The organism is Nocardiopsis nanhaiensis, assembly GCF_054778635.1.
In genome coordinates, this window is sequence record NZ_BAAGZJ010000021.1 from 41,331 (window position 1) to 59,496 (window position 18,166).

Annotated in this window: 17 protein-coding genes; 8 read left to right on the forward strand and 9 right to left on the reverse strand. The window is 69.0% G+C overall.

What is annotated here, in order from left to right; all coding sequences use genetic code 11:
- Window positions 1-86: 86 nt before the first annotated feature.
- Window positions 87-722 carry a sigma-70 family RNA polymerase sigma factor gene (locus tag ACYVD1_RS12530; protein WP_460771643.1) on the reverse strand — a complete coding sequence of 212 codons (636 nt, stop codon included), beginning with the start codon at window positions 720-722 and terminating at the stop codon, window positions 87-89.
- A gap of 276 nt (window positions 723-998) precedes the next feature.
- Between ACYVD1_RS12530 and purS the strand changes: the two genes are divergently transcribed.
- From purS to purL, 5 genes are all read left to right on the forward strand, one after another.
- Window positions 999-1,241: a phosphoribosylformylglycinamidine synthase subunit PurS gene (purS, locus tag ACYVD1_RS12535; protein WP_014910038.1), complete on the forward strand. Its 243-nt coding sequence runs from the start codon at window positions 999-1,001 to the stop codon at window positions 1,239-1,241.
- Window positions 1,242-1,454: 213 nt separating this feature from the next.
- A complete protein-coding gene (locus ACYVD1_RS12540) occupies window positions 1,455-1,934 on the forward strand; it encodes an ATP-binding protein (RefSeq protein WP_460771646.1) in 480 nt (159 codons plus the stop codon).
- 308 nt (window positions 1,935-2,242) lie between these two features.
- Window positions 2,243-2,938: a phosphoribosylformylglycinamidine synthase subunit PurQ gene (purQ, locus tag ACYVD1_RS12545; RefSeq protein WP_460771650.1), complete on the forward strand. Its 696-nt coding sequence runs from the start codon at window positions 2,243-2,245 to the stop codon at window positions 2,936-2,938.
- Window positions 2,939-2,968: 30 nt separating this feature from the next.
- Window positions 2,969-3,529, forward strand: a complete 561-nt coding sequence (locus tag ACYVD1_RS12550; RefSeq protein WP_460771653.1) for a hypothetical protein — start codon at window positions 2,969-2,971, stop codon at window positions 3,527-3,529.
- Between the two features lie 80 nt (window positions 3,530-3,609).
- Entirely contained in the window at window positions 3,610-5,904 is a 2,295-nt protein-coding gene (gene purL / locus ACYVD1_RS12555; protein WP_460771657.1) for a phosphoribosylformylglycinamidine synthase subunit PurL, read from the forward strand.
- Between the two features lie 60 nt (window positions 5,905-5,964).
- Here purL and ACYVD1_RS12560 read toward each other — a convergent pair whose 3' ends face one another.
- Together ACYVD1_RS12560 and ACYVD1_RS12565 are read right to left on the reverse strand one after the other, a co-directional pair.
- Window positions 5,965-6,372 (reverse strand): type II toxin-antitoxin system VapC family toxin, encoded by a 408-nt coding sequence (locus ACYVD1_RS12560; RefSeq protein WP_460771659.1) that lies wholly within the window; start codon window positions 6,370-6,372, stop codon window positions 5,965-5,967.
- Window positions 6,372-6,692 (reverse strand): type II toxin-antitoxin system Phd/YefM family antitoxin, encoded by a 321-nt coding sequence (locus ACYVD1_RS12565; RefSeq protein ID WP_460771661.1) that lies wholly within the window; start codon window positions 6,690-6,692, stop codon window positions 6,372-6,374. The genes ACYVD1_RS12560 and ACYVD1_RS12565 overlap by 1 nt, the downstream gene beginning before the upstream one ends.
- Window positions 6,693-6,847: 155 nt before the next feature.
- Between ACYVD1_RS12565 and ACYVD1_RS12570 the strand changes: the two genes are divergently transcribed.
- The 3 genes from ACYVD1_RS12570 (at window position 6,848) to ACYVD1_RS12580 (ending at window position 8,483) form a co-directional block, all read left to right on the forward strand.
- Complete coding sequence (locus tag ACYVD1_RS12570; RefSeq protein ID WP_460754446.1) at window positions 6,848-7,096, forward strand: hypothetical protein; 249 nt, start codon at window positions 6,848-6,850, stop codon at window positions 7,094-7,096.
- Between the two features lie 497 nt (window positions 7,097-7,593).
- Window positions 7,594-7,767 (forward strand): hypothetical protein, encoded by a 174-nt coding sequence (locus ACYVD1_RS12575; protein ID WP_460771664.1) that lies wholly within the window; start codon window positions 7,594-7,596, stop codon window positions 7,765-7,767.
- On the forward strand, window positions 7,767-8,483 hold the full coding sequence (locus ACYVD1_RS12580; RefSeq protein WP_460771666.1) for a DUF6518 family protein: 717 nt from the start codon (window positions 7,767-7,769) through the stop codon (window positions 8,481-8,483). Before ACYVD1_RS12575 ends, ACYVD1_RS12580 begins: the two co-directional genes overlap by 1 nt.
- A gap of 21 nt (window positions 8,484-8,504) precedes the next feature.
- Here ACYVD1_RS12580 and ACYVD1_RS12585 read toward each other — a convergent pair whose 3' ends face one another.
- The 6 genes from ACYVD1_RS12585 to ACYVD1_RS12610 form a co-directional block, all read right to left on the reverse strand.
- The gene (locus tag ACYVD1_RS12585) at window positions 8,505-10,397 is read right to left on the reverse strand and encodes an endonuclease/exonuclease/phosphatase family protein (protein WP_460771670.1); all 1,893 of its coding nucleotides are present in this window, start codon (window positions 10,395-10,397) and stop codon (window positions 8,505-8,507) included.
- 144 nt (window positions 10,398-10,541) lie between these two features.
- Window positions 10,542-11,450: a glycine betaine ABC transporter substrate-binding protein gene (locus ACYVD1_RS12590; RefSeq protein ID WP_460771757.1), complete on the reverse strand. Its 909-nt coding sequence runs from the start codon at window positions 11,448-11,450 to the stop codon at window positions 10,542-10,544.
- 55 nt (window positions 11,451-11,505) lie between these two features.
- A complete protein-coding gene (locus ACYVD1_RS12595; RefSeq protein ID WP_460771672.1) occupies window positions 11,506-13,473 on the reverse strand; it encodes an ABC transporter permease in 1,968 nt (655 codons plus the stop codon).
- Between the two features lies 1 nt (window position 13,474).
- The gene (locus ACYVD1_RS12600; RefSeq protein WP_460771676.1) at window positions 13,475-14,641 is read right to left on the reverse strand and encodes a quaternary amine ABC transporter ATP-binding protein; all 1,167 of its coding nucleotides are present in this window, start codon (window positions 14,639-14,641) and stop codon (window positions 13,475-13,477) included.
- A complete protein-coding gene (locus tag ACYVD1_RS12605) occupies window positions 14,638-16,212 on the reverse strand; it encodes a GMC family oxidoreductase (protein WP_460771680.1) in 1,575 nt (524 codons plus the stop codon). Before ACYVD1_RS12605 ends, ACYVD1_RS12600 begins: the two co-directional genes overlap by 4 nt.
- A gap of 169 nt (window positions 16,213-16,381) precedes the next feature.
- On the reverse strand, window positions 16,382-17,878 hold the full coding sequence (locus ACYVD1_RS12610; protein ID WP_460771683.1) for an aldehyde dehydrogenase family protein: 1,497 nt from the start codon (window positions 17,876-17,878) through the stop codon (window positions 16,382-16,384).
- Between the last annotated feature and the right edge of the window lie 288 nt (window positions 17,879-18,166).

An 18,166-nucleotide genomic window follows, 5' to 3' on the forward strand; every position in this document is an offset into this window, starting at 1 on the left:
TAGCGCACTGACCGGCGCAGGCTACTCAGCCGGAAAACGCGGTGGGGGAGGTGCCCGGAATGGGAATCCGGGCGCTTCTCGACCGGTTATTCGGCGGCGGAACCGGCCTTGGGGGCCGGCACCTTCATTCCGCGCTCGCGACCGTAGTCGGCGAGCATCTCGCGCAGCTGGCGGCGCGCACGGTGCAGTCGGGACATCACCGTGCCGAGAGGCGTCCCCATGCGGGCGGCGACCTCCTTGTAGGCGTAACCCTCGATGTCCACGAGGTAGATGACCTCCTGGAACTCCTCCGGCAACCGGGCCAGGGCCTGCTTGATGTCGGAGTCGGGCAGGTGGTCCAGGACCTCGGTCTCGGCCGAGCGCATACCGGACGACGTGTGCGCCTCGGCTGCGGCGAGCTGCCAGTCCTTGATCTCGTCAGTGGTCTCCTGACGCGGCTCCCGCTGCTTCTTGCGGTAGCTGTTGATGAAGGTGTTGGTCAAGATCCGGTACAGCCAGGCCCGGAGATTGGTTCCGGCCCTGAACTGGTGGAAATTGGCGAAGGCCTTCGCGAACGTTTCCTGAACGAGGTCTTCGGCGTCGGCGGGGTTGCGGGTCATCCGCAACGCCGTCGGGTAGAGCTGGTCTGCGAACGGTGTCACCGCAGTGGCGAAGTCCAGAGTCTGTTCCCCGTCGCGGGTTTCACCGGTCGTGGAGGCCTGGTCCTTTTCGAGAGTCGTCAAGATTCCCCCTCGGGACGACCGGATGATCACTTCCACACTGTTAGACGCAGCATCACGCCTCCAATGATGACATCAATACGCGTGATACGGGTCACGGGCCTACCGAAAGCATCGCCTGTCCCGGTAAGCATGCGGTAAAGGCCCTGCGTGGCGCCTGGCCCATGCCACTACCCGGTCCCGGGGTGTCATACGCTGGCGTCGCCCGCCAGGCGCGTCCAGAAGAGGCGCCCATCGAACGGCGAACCAGTGGCATACCCATTTTCCTGTGGAGGACCTGTGGCCCGCGTCGTGGTTGACGTCATGCTCAAGCCCGAGATCCTGGACCCCCAGGGCCAGGCCATCGCCGGCGCCTGCTCCCGCCTCGGTTTCGAGGGGGTCGAACAGGTCCGCCAGGGCAAGCGGTTCGAGGTCGAGGTCGAGGGCGAGGTGGACGAGGCCAAGCTCGCCGACGTCCGCCGCCTGGCCGAAACCCTGCTCGCCAACACCGTGATCGAGGACTTCGAGGTCCGCCCGGCCTGAGTCCCGTCGTCAGGTCCTGTGACCCCGGGCTCCCGCGGAGCTGAGCCCCCGAGCTCCCGGGTTCCCGATCCTGAAACCCCAGGCACCGGAAGTGTCCGGTACCGGCAGCCGTGTCCCTTGGGGGCACGGCTGTTCGTTTTACCCTGAGCAGCCTCGGGAAGGCTCCCTAACGTGCCGAGCTGGTAACCGACACGGAGCACGAGAGGTGCACGGATGGACACCGCTTTCTCGATCTCCCTCCCCAGGCAGGCGTACACGGTCTCCGTCGTGCGCGACGTACTCGGCGCCCTACTCGGCCGTGCAGGGCTGTGCACCGAATGTGTCGACGACATCCTCCTGGCCGTCTCCGAAGCCAGCGCGAACGCCGTCGAACACGGGGAACCCGCCCGCGCCTACGCGGTCGAGGCCGAACTCGCCCCCGGCTGGTGCGAACTGAGGATCTCCCATACCGGAAGAGCGCCGGACAACGCGGCGCTCGTCGAGAGGTTCACCTCGCAGCAGTTGCCCCTCCCGGGTCTGGAAGAGGAATCGGGCAGGGGCATTTTGCTGATGCGGTGTCTCATGGACGAGGTCACCTTCAGCGGCGAGCCCCGCACCACCGTCATCCTGCGCAAACGCGTCACCACCTGCGATCCGGCCGACCGGGAAGAGCTGGCCCACAGCTCCCGGTCGCCCCGTTTCGTCCTGCTGTAGTGGTTCTGCTGTGCGTGGAGGTTCCCTTGTACGGCGGCCCCTGCACTACACAGTCCCTGGCGGCGGACCCGGGGCTACGCCCGGCCCTGCCGTGACGCATGCCACGCGACCTGTCGGGTCACACATCTCCACCCCGCCCCAGAGGGGATTCCATCAGAGGATCACACAGGCCGAAACCCCCTGGAGGGGGTGACCGTCGTACTCGCGCACAGGTGAGCGGGTACGCTGCGGAAGTAGCGGAGCGCCGTCCCCGTGACGGGGCCAGGCACCGACTTCTCCCCGTCGAACAACAAACTCGGAGTGTGCTCATGACAGCCCGTGTGGGCGTCGTCACCTTCCCCGGCTCCCTTGACGACAAGGACGCCGCTCGCGCGGTCTCGCTGGCGGGTGCCGAACCCGTCGCGCTCTGGCACGCGGACGCCGACCTCAAAGGCGTCGACGCCGTGGTCCTCCCCGGCGGCTTCTCCTACGGCGACTACCTCCGCTGCGGAGCCATCGCCCGGTTCGCCCCGCTCATGTCCGAGCTGCTGCCGGCCGCGCGCTCGGGCGCGCTGCCGGTCCTGGGCATCTGCAACGGCTTCCAGATCCTGTGCGAGAGCCACCTGCTCCCCGGCGCCCTCACCCGCAATTCCTCTCTGCGGTTCGTCAACCGCGACCAGGTCCTGCGGGTGGAGAACGCCGGGACCGCGTGGACCAACGACTACACCGAAGGCCAGGAGATCCTGGTCGTCCTCAAGAGCGGCGAGGGCAGCTACGTCGCCGACGACGACACCCTGGACCGGCTGGAGTCCGAGGGCCGGGTCGTGGCCCGCTACGTCGGCGGCAGCCCCAACGGGTCGCGCCGCGAGATCGCCGGGATCACCAACGAGCACGGCAACGTCGTCGGCCTGATGCCGCACCCCGAACACGCCGTCGAGGCCCTCACCGGGCCCTCCACCGACGGCCTGGGCTTCTTCAACTCGATCCTCACCCACCTGGCAGCCGGTACGCCGGCCCTGGCCTGAAGCAACACCGAGAGGGGGACGATCCTCGCGATGATCTCGATGCTGCGCTCCCGCATCATGCTGTACCTACTGGTGGGGCTGCTTGTCTTCGGCCTCGTGGTCACCGGGGCCATCGGCCTCTTCCAGTCCTTCAACCAGCCCCCCGCGGCCGGACCCGAAGAGGAGTTCGGGCCGGGCCAGGGCCAGGAAGGCCAGGGCCAGGAAGGGCCTCAGGCGCCGGAGGGTGAAGAGCAAGAGCCCCCGCCGGAGGTCGAAGCGCTGGGCACGCCTCCGTCCGGATACACCTACGTGGACCAGGACGAGGCCCACTGCGCCGAGGGGTACTGCTTCCGCCTGATCCTGGTCGCCGACGAGGAGGGCGAAGAGCTCGACGCCGGGCCCGAGGAGAGCGTCGAAGCGGTCTACGAGCACCTGCTGGCCCACGGCTGGAGCCAGGACCTCCCGGAAGACGAGGACTCCCCGGACGACGTCGCGCTCACGGACTCCGTCCTCACCGACGGCACCACCCTGGTGGCCGACTCCTCGGCCCCCGAGGCCGACGCCCTCCCCGTCCTGATGCTCGGCAACGCGGGAGACCAGCCCGCCAACTGAACCGGTGCCGGGCCGCGGACACAGCCAAGGCTCGGCCGCCACCTCCGCGCAACCCCGCGACACCCGAACGGAACCACCGCATGTCTGATGTCCCCGGCCTCGACACCGTCGCCACGGCGTACGGAAACCCGGACACACCGCAGCCGTACGCCGAACTGGGCATGCCCAAGGACGAGTACGAGCGGGTCCACGAGATCCTGGGCCGCCGTCCCACCGCGGCCGAGCTCGCCATCTACTCGGTGATGTGGAGCGAGCACTGCTCCTACAAGTCCTCCAAGACGCACCTGCGCCAGTTCGGCGAGAAGGCCCCCGCCAGCGACGCCCTACTCGTCGGCATGGGCGAGAACGCGGGCGTCGTGGACGTCGGCGACGGGCGCGCGGTCACGTTCAAGATCGAGTCGCACAACAGCCCCTCCTTCGTCGAGCCCCACCAGGGCGCGGCCACCGGAGTGGGCGGCATCGTCCGCGACATCCTCACCATGGGCGCCCGCCCGGTCGCCGTCATGGACGCGCTGCGCTTCGGACCCGCCGACGCCGACGACACCAAGCGCGTCCTGCCCGGCGTGACCTCCGGGATCTCCTTCTACGGCAACTGCCTCGGCCTGCCCAACATCGGCGGCGAGATCGGGTTCGGACAGAGCTACCTCGGAAACCCGCTGGTCAACGCCTTGTGTGTGGGCGTGATGAAGCATGAGGACATCAAGCTCGCCGAGGCCCCCGGCCCGGGCAACAAGGTGGTGCTGTTCGGCGCCACCACCGGCCCCGACGGCATCGGCGGCGCCTCCGTTCTCGCCAGCGCCTCCTTCGACGAGGAATCGGAGTCCAAGCGGCCGAGCGTGCAGGTCGGCGACCCGTTCATGGAGAAGCTGCTCATCGAGTGCAGCCTGGAGCTGTACGCCGAGAACATGGTGGTGGGCATCCAGGACCTCGGCGCGGCCGGCGTCTCCTGCGCCACCACCGAGCTGGCCGCGGGCGGCACCGGCGGCATGAACATCCAGCTGGACCGGGTCCCGCTGCGCGACCACCGGCTCACCCCCGAGGAAATCCTCATGAGTGAGTCGCAGGAGCGCATGATGGCGATCGTCGAGCCCGCCAAGATGGACGCGTTCCTGTCGGTCTGCGAGAAGTGGGGCATCGTCGCCACCGAGATCGGCGAGGTCACCGACGTGACCGCCGAGGAGGCCGAGCGCGGCGGCCGCCTGGTGATGACCTGGCACGGCGAGACCGTGGTGGACATGCCGCCCCGGACCGCCTCCGACGAGGGCCCGGTCTACCAGCGCCCCTACGCGCGCCCGGAGTCCCAGGACGCCCTGCGGGCCGACGACGCCGCGATGCTGGCCCGCCCCGAGGGCGACGACGAGCTGCGCGAGCAGGTCCTGCGAGTCCTCGGCGCCCCCGGCGTGGGCGACCCGACCTGGGTCACCCAGCAGTACGACAGCTACGTGCGCGGCGACACGGTCGTGTCCGCCCCGCACGACTCCGGCATGATCCGGATCTCCGACGACTCCGACCGCGGCGTGGCCCTCGCCACCGACGGCAACGGCCGCTTCACCCGGCTCGACCCCTACGCCGGAACCCAGCTGGCCTACGCCGAGGCGTTCCGGAACGTCTCCGCCACCGGCGCCCGTCCGCTCGCGGTCACCAACTGCCTCAACTTCGGTTCGCCGGAGGACCCCGGGGTCATGTGGCAGTTCGCGGAGAGCACCCGGGGCCTGGCCGACGCCTGCCAGCAGCTCGGTACCCCGGTGACCGGCGGAAACGTCAGCTTCTACAACCAGACCGGTGACGTGCCGATCGACCCGACCCCGGTGATCGGTGTGCTCGGCGTGATCGACGACGTGAACACGCGCCTGCGCTCCGGCTTCGACACCGAGGGCGCCCGGGTGTTCCTGCTGGGCGAGACCCGCGCCGAGTTCGGCGGTTCCGCCTGGGCCGACGTGGTGCACGGTCACCTGGGCGGGCTGCCGCCGCAGGTGGACCTCGCCGCAGAGGCAGCGCTGGGCGAGGTGCTGGCCGCCTCCGCCGAGCGGGGTCTGGCAGCCGCGGCGCACGACCTTTCGGACGGCGGCCTGGGCGTGGCCCTGGCCGAGTCCGCTCTCCGCGGCGGCAGGGGCGCGCGGGTCGAGGTGGACGGCGACGCGTTCACGGCGCTGTTCAGCGAGTCCGGCGCCCGCGCGCTGGTCGCGGTCGAGCCCGGTGACGAGGAAGCTTTCGTGGCGCTGGCCGCCGAGCACGGCGTGCCGGTCGCCCAGATCGGTGCCGTGGGCGGCGAGAGCGTGACCGTGACCCACCCGGGCGGTGTACTGGAGTTCGGCCTGGACGAGCTGCGGACCTCGTACGAGGAGGCCCTGCCCGCCATCATGGACGGCGTGTAGGCCAAGAGCTGGACGAGGGGCGCTCCCAACGGGGGCGCCCTTCACCTTGCCCGGTGCAGTTCAGGGCTCGGGGGACACGACCGGTAGGGACGCGGCCGCTGCCGATTCGGCCAAGCGCTTGTCGTAGGTCACGAACGCGGTCAGGGCGGCACCAAGCCCCAACGCACTGGCGAGATGCAATGCGTCCAAGGACCTGAGCCGACTACCGGGAGCGAGCTCACCGGCCGTGTCGAATACGTCTGCGGGCATGCGCAGATGCGCCACCCGGGATAGCCAGGCATCCGCCCTCTCAAGGGTCTCCGGCCGCGCGCCAACCGCGTGCAGTGCGCGCCGCAGCTCGGTTCGGGTGAGGTAACTGGTGATCTGACGCGCCTGGTCCTGAGCGTTCAGCCAGTTCTCCAGCGCTTCGGACTCGACCTCTTCCTTGAAGAGCTTGAGTGCAGCACAGGTGTCGAGGTAGACGAACATCAGTATTCGGTTTCCTCCGACCGCAGTTCCGCCAAGGCATCCGTCGCCAAGCGGGTACCGGGAGGCGACTCCTCGCGGACCATGCCGACGGCTTCTCCTGCTTTGGGTAGAGCGTCGAGATCACGCGGATCGATGAGTCCGCGGTCCACCGCGTCCGTGAGCGCTTCCTCCGCTTCGTCCGGGGGAAGGACACGACCGACCGTTACACCTCGCCTTGTCACGGTGAAAGTCTCGCCCCGCCCAGCCCGATCGAACACCTCAGCGGCGTTGCGCTGCAATTCGCGGATGGTGATTCTGTGTTCCTTCATGTCCGAACCCATAACCGGATGGTATGACAAGGAGAAGGTCACGTCAGGCGGTTTCCAGATATGACTGACGCCGATGGAGCCAAGCATCGCCGCTCAGCCGCACCGGGGTCAAGAGCGGTATCGCGATCGGGTTGGGGTAGGCCTGTGGATGAGGGAGGTGTGCAGTCATGGAACGTGCCAGACGCGGCAGGTTGAAGGGTGCGCTCGGGAGCCACGACCGCCCGGCGAGCGCGCTCGGGTTCCGGTTGTCGCTGGCTGTGTTCGGTGCCTTGGTGCTGCTGGTGGGCACGGCCGCGGCCATGTACTGGACCGACGAGGCCTGGCTGATCCTCATCCTGGGGATCGCCTTCGTGGCGTCCTGCGTGAACGTGTACTGGGTGAGCCGCCGCCTGCACTACGAACGGCCATCCCACTGAGAAGTCCGGGAAACTCCGTCCACCCGGCACGGGACACCGCTATAGTTACACTCAGTCAACACCCGGCGTGTTCGGGTGTTTGATCACCCCCGGGCCGGACTCCTACCCCCGGCCCGGGGTCTCCAGTTCCCCTTGTGCCCCGGGAACCCGTTCCGCGCTGCAATCGCGGGCCGCAGCCACCGCCTCTGAGCCATGCGCCCTCACCGAGGTAGGCACCAGTCAGCACTCGCTGGCCAGATCCGGTCACCCCCACCGAAGCCTCCGCCCTGAGGCACCGCAGAACTGCTGCTCAGCGCTGCCTTCGAAAGCGAGCGCTGAACCACCCGTCTCACCTTTTCGCTACCGAGCGCTGTTTCACCAGGACACACAGCACAGCCCGAACCGCCCGTGGGACAGAGCGTGCCCGACAGCTAACTCCGTGATTACACATCTCAGCCTGCGCCTCTAATCTGTGGTCAGCCCGCTCCCTGGAGTTGCTTCCATGCCCTAGGAGCCTTGTGTCTGTCACCGGTGTCCACCATCCCCAAGCCAGTACCGCCGCGCGCAGCGCGGAGGACATGGTCGAGAAGACACTGGCAACACTGCCTAGTGAGCTCTCCGTGGCTCTCGACTTCGAAGGTGAAGAGACGCTCACCTACCTGGGCGATGTCCTGACCGGCGGACAGCCCTGATGGTTGAGGGTTCTCCCGATGCCTCGCAGACAGCACGGGCCATGCGGTTGCTGGGGCTGGAAGAGCGTCCGGAACCTCGCCCGTCAGCGCTTCGTGCGTTCTGGGACCGGCACCCGTGGGCGCTGCTGCTCCTGATGGCTCCTCTGGGAACCGCGGGCGGTGTGCTCTCGGCGCTGTACATCCTCAAGATGAACGAGTACCCCAGCGTTTCGTACGGCCTGTTCGTCCTGCCCGCGGTCTTGGCCAGCTGGTCCGCGTCGCGTCCGGGCCATGCCTCACTGGCCGGTATGACGACCCTGCTGAGCGGGGTCCTCGGCCACGCCCTTGGGTCACAGGTCATCGAGTACGCGCTGAACGACCTGGAGTACCGGGGCTGGGTGGTCATCGGTCTCGCCTTTGGCGCACTGCTGGGCTTCTGGGGGCACCGCCTCAGCTCCCAGCGGACGATGCGACGTGTCATGGCCGCGGCCACGACCATCGGGCTGGTGCTCGCCCCCGTCTGCCTCTGGCACCAGGACATGCGTCACCCGATGCAGTACGTCGATCCGCGCGTGTACGTCTTCGACGGAGGCGTCGCCGCCCTGGTCCTCCTGGCCTGCCGAGGCCTGGCACCCCGGGTGTGCGCCCTGGTGGTCAGCGTGCCGTTCGCCGTGGTGTTCGCCGTTCTGTCGGTGTTCTCCTCATCCGTGCTGTGGCGTGCCGGGGGCGGCATCTGAATCCTGACCCTCGCCCCCGTGTCAGGGCCCGGGGGCGAGCGTGACGGCGATCGGGCGGTGGTCGGAGTACGGCACGTCCGGGTTGGCGGTGCCGCTGGCGACCAGGTCATCGGTCGTCAGGACGTGGTCGATCTGCTGGTCCGACTCCGTTTCCGTGACCATCGTGGGGAAAGGCCGCACCTCCTCGAACGCGTCCCGAAAAGGCCGCCGGTCGAACCCCAGTTCCTCCGGTTCGAAGTTGAGGTCCCCGGCGATCACCACGGGCCGACCCTCGCTGTGCGCCCGCTCCCCGATGGACATCAACGCGTCGAGCTGCTCCTCCGCGGTTGGATTACCGATGTCGTAGCCCTCGGGCTGGAGGTGGGTCGAGATCACCGTGACCTCGGTGCCGTCCCAGTCGAGGACTGCTTCCAGGGCCTGGGCGCCGGTGGGGCCGCTGTCGGGCAGGGGGTGCCCGCGCAGATCGGAGACGGGCAGGTTGGTGAGCAGGGCGTCACCCCAGAAGGGGTCGGCGGCGGGGCCCCAGTACGCGGTCATTCCGAGTTCCTCCGCCAGCAGGGAGAGGCCGTCGTGGGAACCGTTGAGCAGCCATCCCCGGTCGATCTCGCTGAGGGCGATGACGTCTGCGTCGAGTTCGCGCAGGACCTCTGCCTGCTCGGTGACGGTGAAACGGCCCTCCATCCCGAACCCCATGCGCACGTTGTAGGCCGCCACCCGCAGTCCGTCGGCTTCCGGCTCGGGGGCGGGGACGGGTGGCCGGAGCAGTGGTGCGGCGACCGTGGCGGCCAGGGCGACGACAGCGGCCGCGCCGGTCACCCCGAGCACTCGGTCCTTGGGCGGGGTGACCGGGGAGCCCGCCCTCGGCAGGACCGCCGCGGTGAGGGCGAGCAGGGCCAGGAACGGCACGTAGTCGTTGGGGATGTGCAGGTCGTAGGCGGCGAAGAAGGCGAACACGAACACGACGAACAACAGCAGGCCCGAGGCGGCGAGGATGCCGGTTCGCAGCGCCGGGGCCTTAGAGGCGGTGTCGATGGCCGCCCAGCCCGCGCAGGCGGCCAGGGCGAGCTGGCCCAGCAGCAGCGCCGCCAGCGACCACGCGGGCAGAGTCCCGGGCACGTCGCCGGGAAGGAGAGGCGCCAGCCACAGGGTGGTGAGGCTGGCGAGCAGCACGGCCAGGGGCAGGAGCGGGTTCGGGGTGAGCAGGCGGGGCCGGGCCGCTAAGGCGACCGACAGCACGGCGGCCGTGCTCAGCGCCGCCGCGGTGTAGGGCGTCCCGCCGACCGTCTCCGCAACGGCCGGGTTGGCGAAGTAGAGCCCGGCCAGGAAGAGCAGCGGCCCCAGCGCGAGCCAGGTGCGCGGTTTGGTGGCGGCGGATTCTCGGAGGGGCGCGCGCAGGGCGCGGAAGGCCAGAACCAGAAAGGTGACCGCCAGGGCGAGCACCCCGAACCAGGCGGTCCAGCCCTCGCGCCAGAGCAGGTCCACCGTGCCGAGCACGGTGTGCAGCACCGCGGAGGCGGCCACACCGGCGACCACACCGACCATCGCCCCGTGCGCGGTCAGCCTGCCGTCCGCTGCCGTTGCCATGGCCGTGCACACCAACCACACCGCTCCCAGACCCACCAGGGCCGAGGCCAGGTACAGCTGGGGGTCTCCGCCCTCGGTGACCTGCAGGGCCACCCGGCCGAGCGCGAGCAGAGCACCCGCCGTCAGGGCGACGGCCAGGGGCGACAGTCTGCGGGCGAGAAGAACCGCGGGGAACGGGAGCAGGAACCAGGCGAGGGCGTAGGCCCCCATGAGTTCGGGACTGGTCGAGCCCGCCTGCCCGAAGAGGGTGATCAGCGAGGGCAGAAACACCCGGAGCGCGTCCAGTAAAAGGACCGTACCGAGCGCCGTTACCAGTCGTCCCTGGTGCATGTCGCTCCAGCCGCTAGGGGGATAGGTGAATGATTCTCACCTTTCCCCTGCAAGCGGGCAAGGGGGGTTCCAGCCCTGCAACAAGGAGAGGGCGGGAGCCCCTCGACCCCCGCCCCTTTGGTCACTCATGATCCCGCTAGCTGATCACCGGTTCTCGTAGCCCTCGGGGAGCCACTCCTCCCACACGTCGCGGTTCTCGTCGGCCCAGATTTCGGCCGCCTCCGGAGGGGACAGCTCCTCGTCCGCGATCAGCTGCGCGACGGCGTTCTGGTCGGTGTTGGTCCACGTCCAGTTGTCGAGGAACTGGTAGGCGTGGTCGCCCTCCTCGACGAAACCGGCCCGGAAGATCTTGTTCAGGTCGTAGGCCGGGTAGTCGCAGTCCACGTAGTCCAGATCCTCGTCGCACCCGTCGTAGTAGTCCGGGAAGTCGACCTTGACCAGGTCCACCTCCTCCTGGAACCACTGCGGGTCGAAGAAGTAGAAGAGCACCGGTTCCTCGTTGGCGTACCGGCGGCGCACCTCGGTGATCTGAGCGGCCTCCGAACCCGCGTAGACCATCTCCAGGTCCATGTCGAAGGCGTTGATCATCCCCTGGTCCTGACTGACGAACCCGGGCGCCCCGGCCAGGAACTCACCCTGGTCACCCGTCTGGGCGGTCTGGAACAGGTCGGTGTTCTCCCGCAGGCCCTCCATGGTGGTGATCTCCGGGTACTCCTCCGCCAGGTAGGCGGGGACGTACCAGCCGATCACGCCCTCGTTGCCGTTCGGGCCACCGTCCACGACAGTGCCGTTGCCCTCGGGCCCGTACAGCTCCAGGAGGTCGTCGTGGCCCCAGTTCTCCACGATGACGTCCAGGACCCCCTGGTCCAGGGCCTGCCACGAGGGCTGCTCGTCGACCCGGACCAGCTGCACCTCGTAGTCCATCTCCTCGCGGAGGATGTGCGCCAGCACCTCGGCGCTGGCCTCGTAGCCCACCCAGTTGTTCACGGCGATCCGCACGGTGTTGGGGTCCCGGGTGATCTGGTCGGTGCGCACCGCGCAGGAGCTCACCATCACCAGGGCCAGCCCCACCGCGAACAGCCGGAACAGGGTGTTCTTTCTCGCCGGACTAGGCACGGGATGCCCTCCTTCCCTGCGTCACCCGGTCCAGGAACAGACCGAGGAAGACGATCGCCAGGCCAGAGGCCAGACCCAGACCGAGCTCGTTCTGGGCGAGACCGAGGACCACGTCGTTGCCGAGCGCGCCGGCGCCGACCAGCGCACCCATGACCACCATGGACAGCACCAGGATGATCCCCTGGTTGACCGCGAGGCGCAGCGAGCCAACGGCCATCGGCAGCTCGACCTTGGTGAGGAGCTGCCACTTCGTGGAGCCTTGGGACACCGCGGCCTCGATGGTTCCGGCGGGAACCCCGCGGATACCGTCGTTGACCAGCCTGACCACCGGGGGCAGTGCGAAGATGATCGCGGCCGCCAGCGCCGGAACGGGACCCAGGCCGAGCAGAGCCACCGCCGGGATCAGGTACACGAACGGCGGCAGGGTCTGCATGAAGTCGAGGACCGGGCGCAGGATGGCCGCGAACAGGTCGCTGCGCGACATCAGGACACCGAGCACCACACCGAGCCCGATGGTGAGCACGGTGGCGACCAGCACCTGCGACAGCGTGTCCATGGCGTTGTCCCACACACCAAGCAGCCCGATCGCCACGAAGGCCGCACCGGAGACCACCGCGGTGCGCGCACCACTGAAGATCCACCCCAGCGCGGCGGCGACCAGCACCACCAGCCACCAGGGCGAACCCGTGAGCAGCTCGTTCAGCGGACCCAGCACGTTGCCCTGGGTCCATTCACCCAGGGCCTCGGACGCGCCGCCGATGGCCGACTCGATCGCGTCGTTCACCGCGTTCACGGGTACGTCGACCCGGAACGACAGATCGCGCGGCCAACCGCCCAGGTCAGCGAGCCGGGCGAACGCCACGATGAGGATCAGTCCGGCGAGCCCGCCGCCCAGTAGCGGTTTCCGGTAGCGCTCGGGGATGTCCGGGGTGTGGGCACCGTGGCCCACCGCACCGGTCACCCGGTCCATCGCGATCGCCAGCATGACGATCGCCAGACCCGCTTGGAAGGCCTGGCCGACGTTGATCTTGGCCAGCGCCTGGAAGATGGCGTCACCGAGACCGCCTGCGCCGATCACCGACGCGATGACGACCATGGAGACCGCGAGCATGATGGTCTGGTTGACGCCCAGGAGGATGGTGCGCTTGGCCAGCGGCAGCTGCACCTTGGTGAGCAGCTGCCACGGCGTCGACCCGAGCGAGGTCGTCGCCTCGATGGCGCCCTTGTTCACCTCCCGGATGCCCAGCGCGGTGATCCGCACGACCGGCGGGAGCGCGTAGACCGCGGTCACGACCGCCGATGCCGGGTTGCCGATACCGAACAGCAGCACGAACGGCAGCAGGTAGGCGAAGGCCGGCATGATCTGCATGAAGTCCAGCACCGGGCGGATCGCCCGGTAGAACCCGTCGCTGCGCCCGGCGAGGATGCCGAGCGGAATACCGAACAGCAGGGCCATGAACACCGCGGTGATGATGAGCGACAGCGTCGTCATCGACTCGTTCCACAGCCCGGTGAGCGCGAACACCGCGAAGGTCGCGAGCACCAGCAGGGCGACGCGCCACCCGGCGATCCGCCACGCGGCGAACAGGCCGAGGGCGGTCACCCCGACCCAGGTGAGGGCGTCGAGGAACTGGTTGATCAGCACGACGGCCGATCCCAGCCCCACCGAGATGTAGTTGAAGAAGTAGAGGAACAGCGGGCTGTCGTTGCGGTTCTCGACGATCCAGGCGTACACCCCGTCGAGCCACGCCATGAAGCTGTCTCCGACGCCGGTGGGGAACCCCCCGGCCCAGGCCGGGTTGCCCAAGGCACGCGACACCCAGTAGCCCGCGACCAGCACCGCGAGCACGGCGAGGGCCTGGACCCAGCTGCTGCGCAGCAGGCTCCCGGTCCCTCCGGAACCCTCGGGCTCCCCCGCGCCGGTTCCCGTGGAACCGGCGGGTTCGGTCACCGTGGCCATGTCACCCTCCGCTTCCGGTCGGTGCCGGGCCGCCGTGGTCGGAGGCTTCGTCAGAGAACTCCTCGACGGTCTCCTCCACGATCGCGGCCACCGCCTCGGCGTCCTCCATCTGGTCCTCGGCGATGGCGCGCAGCACGTCGTCGCGGCCGACGTAACCAAGGAGGGTGTCGCCGTCCATCACCCGGACCGGGGCTGTACTCGCGGCGAGCATCGGCAGGACCTCGGCCAGGACCGTGCCCGGCTCGGTGGTGGGGCCGTCGGTGCGCTCCTCCGGGTAGGCGTCGCGGACCAGCCACCGCGCGGTGAGCACGGTGGTGCGGGCGACGTCGGAGGTGAAGTCGGCGACGTACGAGTTGGCCGGGCGCCCCACCACCTCCTCCGGGGTGCCGACCTGGACGAGCTCGCCGTCGCGCATGATGGCGATGCGGTCGCCCAGCTTGAGCGCCTCCTGGAGGTCGTGGGTGATGAACACCGACGTCTTGTTCAGCTCACGCTGGAGCCGACACACCTCGTTCTGCATGTCCCGGCGGATCAGGGGGTCGAGGGCGCTGAACGGTTCGTCGAACAGCAGGACCTGCGGGTCGACGGCCAGCGCGCGGGCCAGGCCGACACGCTGCTGCATACCGCCGGACAGCTCGCCGGGTCGGGCGTTCTCGCTGCCGGCCAGGCCGACCATCTCGATCATCTCGCGGGCCCGTTCGTAGCGTTCGGCGCGCGGCATCCCGCGCACCTCCAGCCCGTAGGCGACGTTGTCGATGATCTTCCGGTTGGGCAGCAGGCCGAAGTGCTGGAAGACCATCGCGATCTTGTGTCGGCGCAGCTCGCGCAGGCGCTGGTCGGTGGCCTCCTCGATGTCCTCGCCGTCCAGCAGGACCGATCCGGAGGTCGGCTCGATCAGCCGGGTCAGGCACCGGATCAGCGTGGACTTGCCGGAACCGGACAGGCCCATGACCACGAAGATCTCACCGGGACGGACGTCGAAGGACACGTCGCGCACCGCGACGGTGCAGCCGGTCTCCGCCTTGATGCGGTCCCGGTCGGCCCGCTCCAGTTCGGTGCCGATGACGCTGTCGGCGTTCTTGCCGAAGATCTTCCACAGGTTGCGGACCGAGAAGGTCACGTCGGAGGCGCCCGCGGACGGGGCTGCCTCGGCGGCCTGGGTGCTCATCGGGTCTCCTCCTTGTCGGCCGCCCGATCCTGGCGGATCAGGTCCGCGGCACGCTCACCCAGGGCGAGGACCATCACCATGGGGTTGGGTGTGGGCAGGGTGGGGAACACGGACGCGTCAGCCACGCGCAGGCCCTTCAGGCCGCGCACGCGCAGCCGGGGGTCGACCACGGCGCCGTCGTCTGCGGCTGCGCCCATCCTGCAGGTGCCGGCCGGGTGGTAGACGGTGTGCGCGGCGCGGCGTCCGTACTCGGACAGCTCCTCGTCCGTCTGCACCTTCGGCCCCGGAGCGACCTCGCGCTTGAGCCACGACTTGAACGGCCCGGTGGCGGCGACCTCGCGGGCGATCTTCAGCCCGTCCACGATGGTCTTCTCGTCGTAGCCGTCGGGGTCGGTGAAGTAGCGGAAGTCCAGGGCGGGCTTCTCCTGGGGGTCGCTGCTGGTGAGGTAGAGCTTGCCGCGCGCACGGGACCGCGGGATGTTCGGGGTCATGCAGACCGCGTAGCCGTCCTCGGGCGAGTCGTAGCCCAGCCGCTTCGTGTTGTCGTCGAAGGGGATCTGGTAGATGTGGAACATCAGGTCCGGGCGCGGGTCGCTCTGGTCGCGCCGCACGAACAGAGCCGCGTCGGAGTCCATCACCGTCTCTTCGGGGACCCGCTCCTTGGTCTCCCACATGATGATCGACTCGGGGTGGTCCTGGAGGTTCTCGCCGACGCCCGGCAGGTCGTGGCGGGACTCGATGCCCAGCGTGCCCAGCTCCTCGGCGTTGCCGACGCCGGACAGCATCAACAGGCGGGGACTGTCGACGGCGCCCGCCGCGAGGATGACCTCCTGGCGGGCGTTGACGGTGATCCGCTCGCCGTCGGCGGTCGTGGCGCTCACGCCCGTGGCGCGGTCACCGTCGAACAGGACCTGGCCGGCCCAGGTCTCCAGCATCACGGTGAGGTTCTTCCGCACGTCCATGACGGGGTGCAGGTAGGCCACCGAGGCGGAGGAGCGGTAACCCGTGTAGGGGTCGTAGGCGATGGACAGGAAGCCGGTGCCGTCGGCGAAGCCGCCGCCGTGCGAGGTGAGGGCGTTGAAGTCCTCGACGACCGGGACGCCCGCCGCTTCGGAGGCCGAGGACACCCAGTCCTTGACCATGTCGTTGCGGTCCTTCTCGGCGATCGGGACGATATTGCACTTGATCCGGTCGGCGTAGGACTGCACGGTGGCGTTGTCCCAGCCCTCGGCGCCCGCCGCGACCCATTCGTCCAGGTCCTCGGCGAACGGCCGGAAGCTGATGAGCGTGTTGTGCGACGAACAGCCGCCCAGCACCCGGGCGCGCGAGTGCAGGATGTGCGAGTTGCCGTTGGGCTGCTCGGTGGTGGTGTACCCGTAGTCGAGGTCGCCGTCGAGGACGCTCAACCAGTCGCGGAGCCGGAGCACGTTCTCGTGGTCCCGGTCGTCGGGTCCGCCTTCGATCACGCAGACGGTGGTGTCGGGGTCCTCCGTGAGCCGGTTGGCGATCACCGATCCAGCGGTACCGCCACCGACGATCACGTAGTCATACGTGGTCTCGTTGTTGGACACGGCCCGAATCCTCTCGTTTCGCTTACTCGGGGGATGCCGGGGGGAATCCGACCTGTGTGTTGTGTGTCGTGCGTTGTCCGTTGCTGAGGAAGGACACCCGGCGGCGCGGGGACGGACCGCGCCACCGGGCGACCGGGGTCCCGGAAACGGTGTCCGGGACCGGAAGCCGTCAGCCGAACCAGCGCTGCGGCTCGGGCGCGAGGTTGCGGTAGATGTGCTTGGCCTCGCGGTACTCGTCCAGACCGGCCAGGCCGAGCTCGCGGCCGATGCCGCTGCGGCCGAACCCGCCCCACTCCGCGCCCGGGAAGTAGGGCCCGTAGTCGTTGACCCACACGGTGCCGTGGCGCAGGCCCGCGGCCACGCGCTCGCCGCGGGCGGTGTCGTTGGTCCAGACGCCTCCGGAGAGCCCGTAGTCGGTGTCGTTTCCCAGCTCGACCGCCTGGGCTTCGGTCTCGAAGCGCTCGACGGTCACGACCGGGCCGAACACCTCGGTCTGCACGATGTCCATGGCGCGGTCGCAGTCCACGAACACGGTGGGGCGGTAGAAGTAGCCGTCCCGGAGGTCCGCTTCGTCGGGGCGCTTGCCGCCCGCGATGATGCGGGCGCCCTCCTCGACTCCGCGGGCCACCGCCTTCTCGACCTTGGCGCGGTGCTCGGCCGACACCAAGGGCCCGCAGCGCACGTCGTCGTCCTGGCCACGGCCGATCCGGATGGCCTCGGCGCGACGGGCGAGCTCGGTGGTGAAGGCGTCGTAGACGTCGTTGTGCACGATGAGCCGCGCACCCGCCGAACACACCTGGCCGGAGTGGAAGAACCCGGCGTTGAGCGCGTAGTCGACGGCCGTGTCCAGGTCCACGTCGGGGAAGATGATGTTGGGGTTCTTGCCGCCCAGCTCGAGCGCGATCTTCTTGACCGTGTCGGAGGCCGCGGCCATGATCCGCTTGCCGGTGACCAGGCCGCCGGTGAAGGAGATCAGGTCCACGTCGGGGTGCTCGGACAGGGGGGCGCCCGCGTCGGGGCCGCTGCCCAGCACCATGTTGACCACGCCGGCCGGGACGCCCGCCTCGGTGGAGAGCTCGACCAGCTTCGCGGTGGTCACCGGGGTGATCTCACTCGGCTTGATCACCATGGTGTTGCCGGCCGCGATGGCCGGGGCCATCTTCCAGGCCAGCTGCAGCAGCGGGTAGTTCCACGGCGTGATCATGCCGCAGACACCGACCGGCTCGTAGACGACCTTGCTCTGGACACCCTCGGGCGCGGACACGAGACGGCCCGCGTCCTTGTCGGCGAGTCCGGCGTAGTAGCGGAAGACGTTGGTGACGTCGTCGACGTCGATCCCGCCTTCCTCGATGGTCTTGCCGGTGTCCAGCGACTCCATGACCGAGATCTCTTCGCGGTCGCGCTGGAGCAGGTCGGCGATCCGGTCGAGGATACGGCCGCGCTCGTCCGCGGCGGTGCGGCGCCACTCGCCGGAGTCGAAGGCGCGCCGTGCCGCGGCGATGGCGGCCTCGCTGTCGGCCCTGCCGCCCTCACTCACGATGGTCAGGACGGAGGCGTCCGCAGGGTCCAGGATCTCCCGGACCCTTCCGTTCTGCGCCGCCCGCCACTCGCCGTCGATGTACAGGCTTGTGGCCGTGGCCGAGCCGGGTTCGGACAGGTACGGCACGGACGGCAGGGTTACGTCGGGCCGATTCTCGGATCCCGTGTGAAGATCGCTAGTCACTTACAGCCTCGTCTCATAGGACACATACACACCAACGCTCCCACAAGCGCGGCTGAACAGGAAAAATACCGCGCTATGGAACGCCTCACCAGTGGCCCACGTCACCGGCCCCTCGAAGCACTCCTATGCCGTGCCCCCTCACGGGGGCGATACGACACACTTACCTGGAGAACAACAGAACGAGTCTTTGACGTATATTTAGGTGTACCTAAGTCGGTTCGTCCGGCTCAC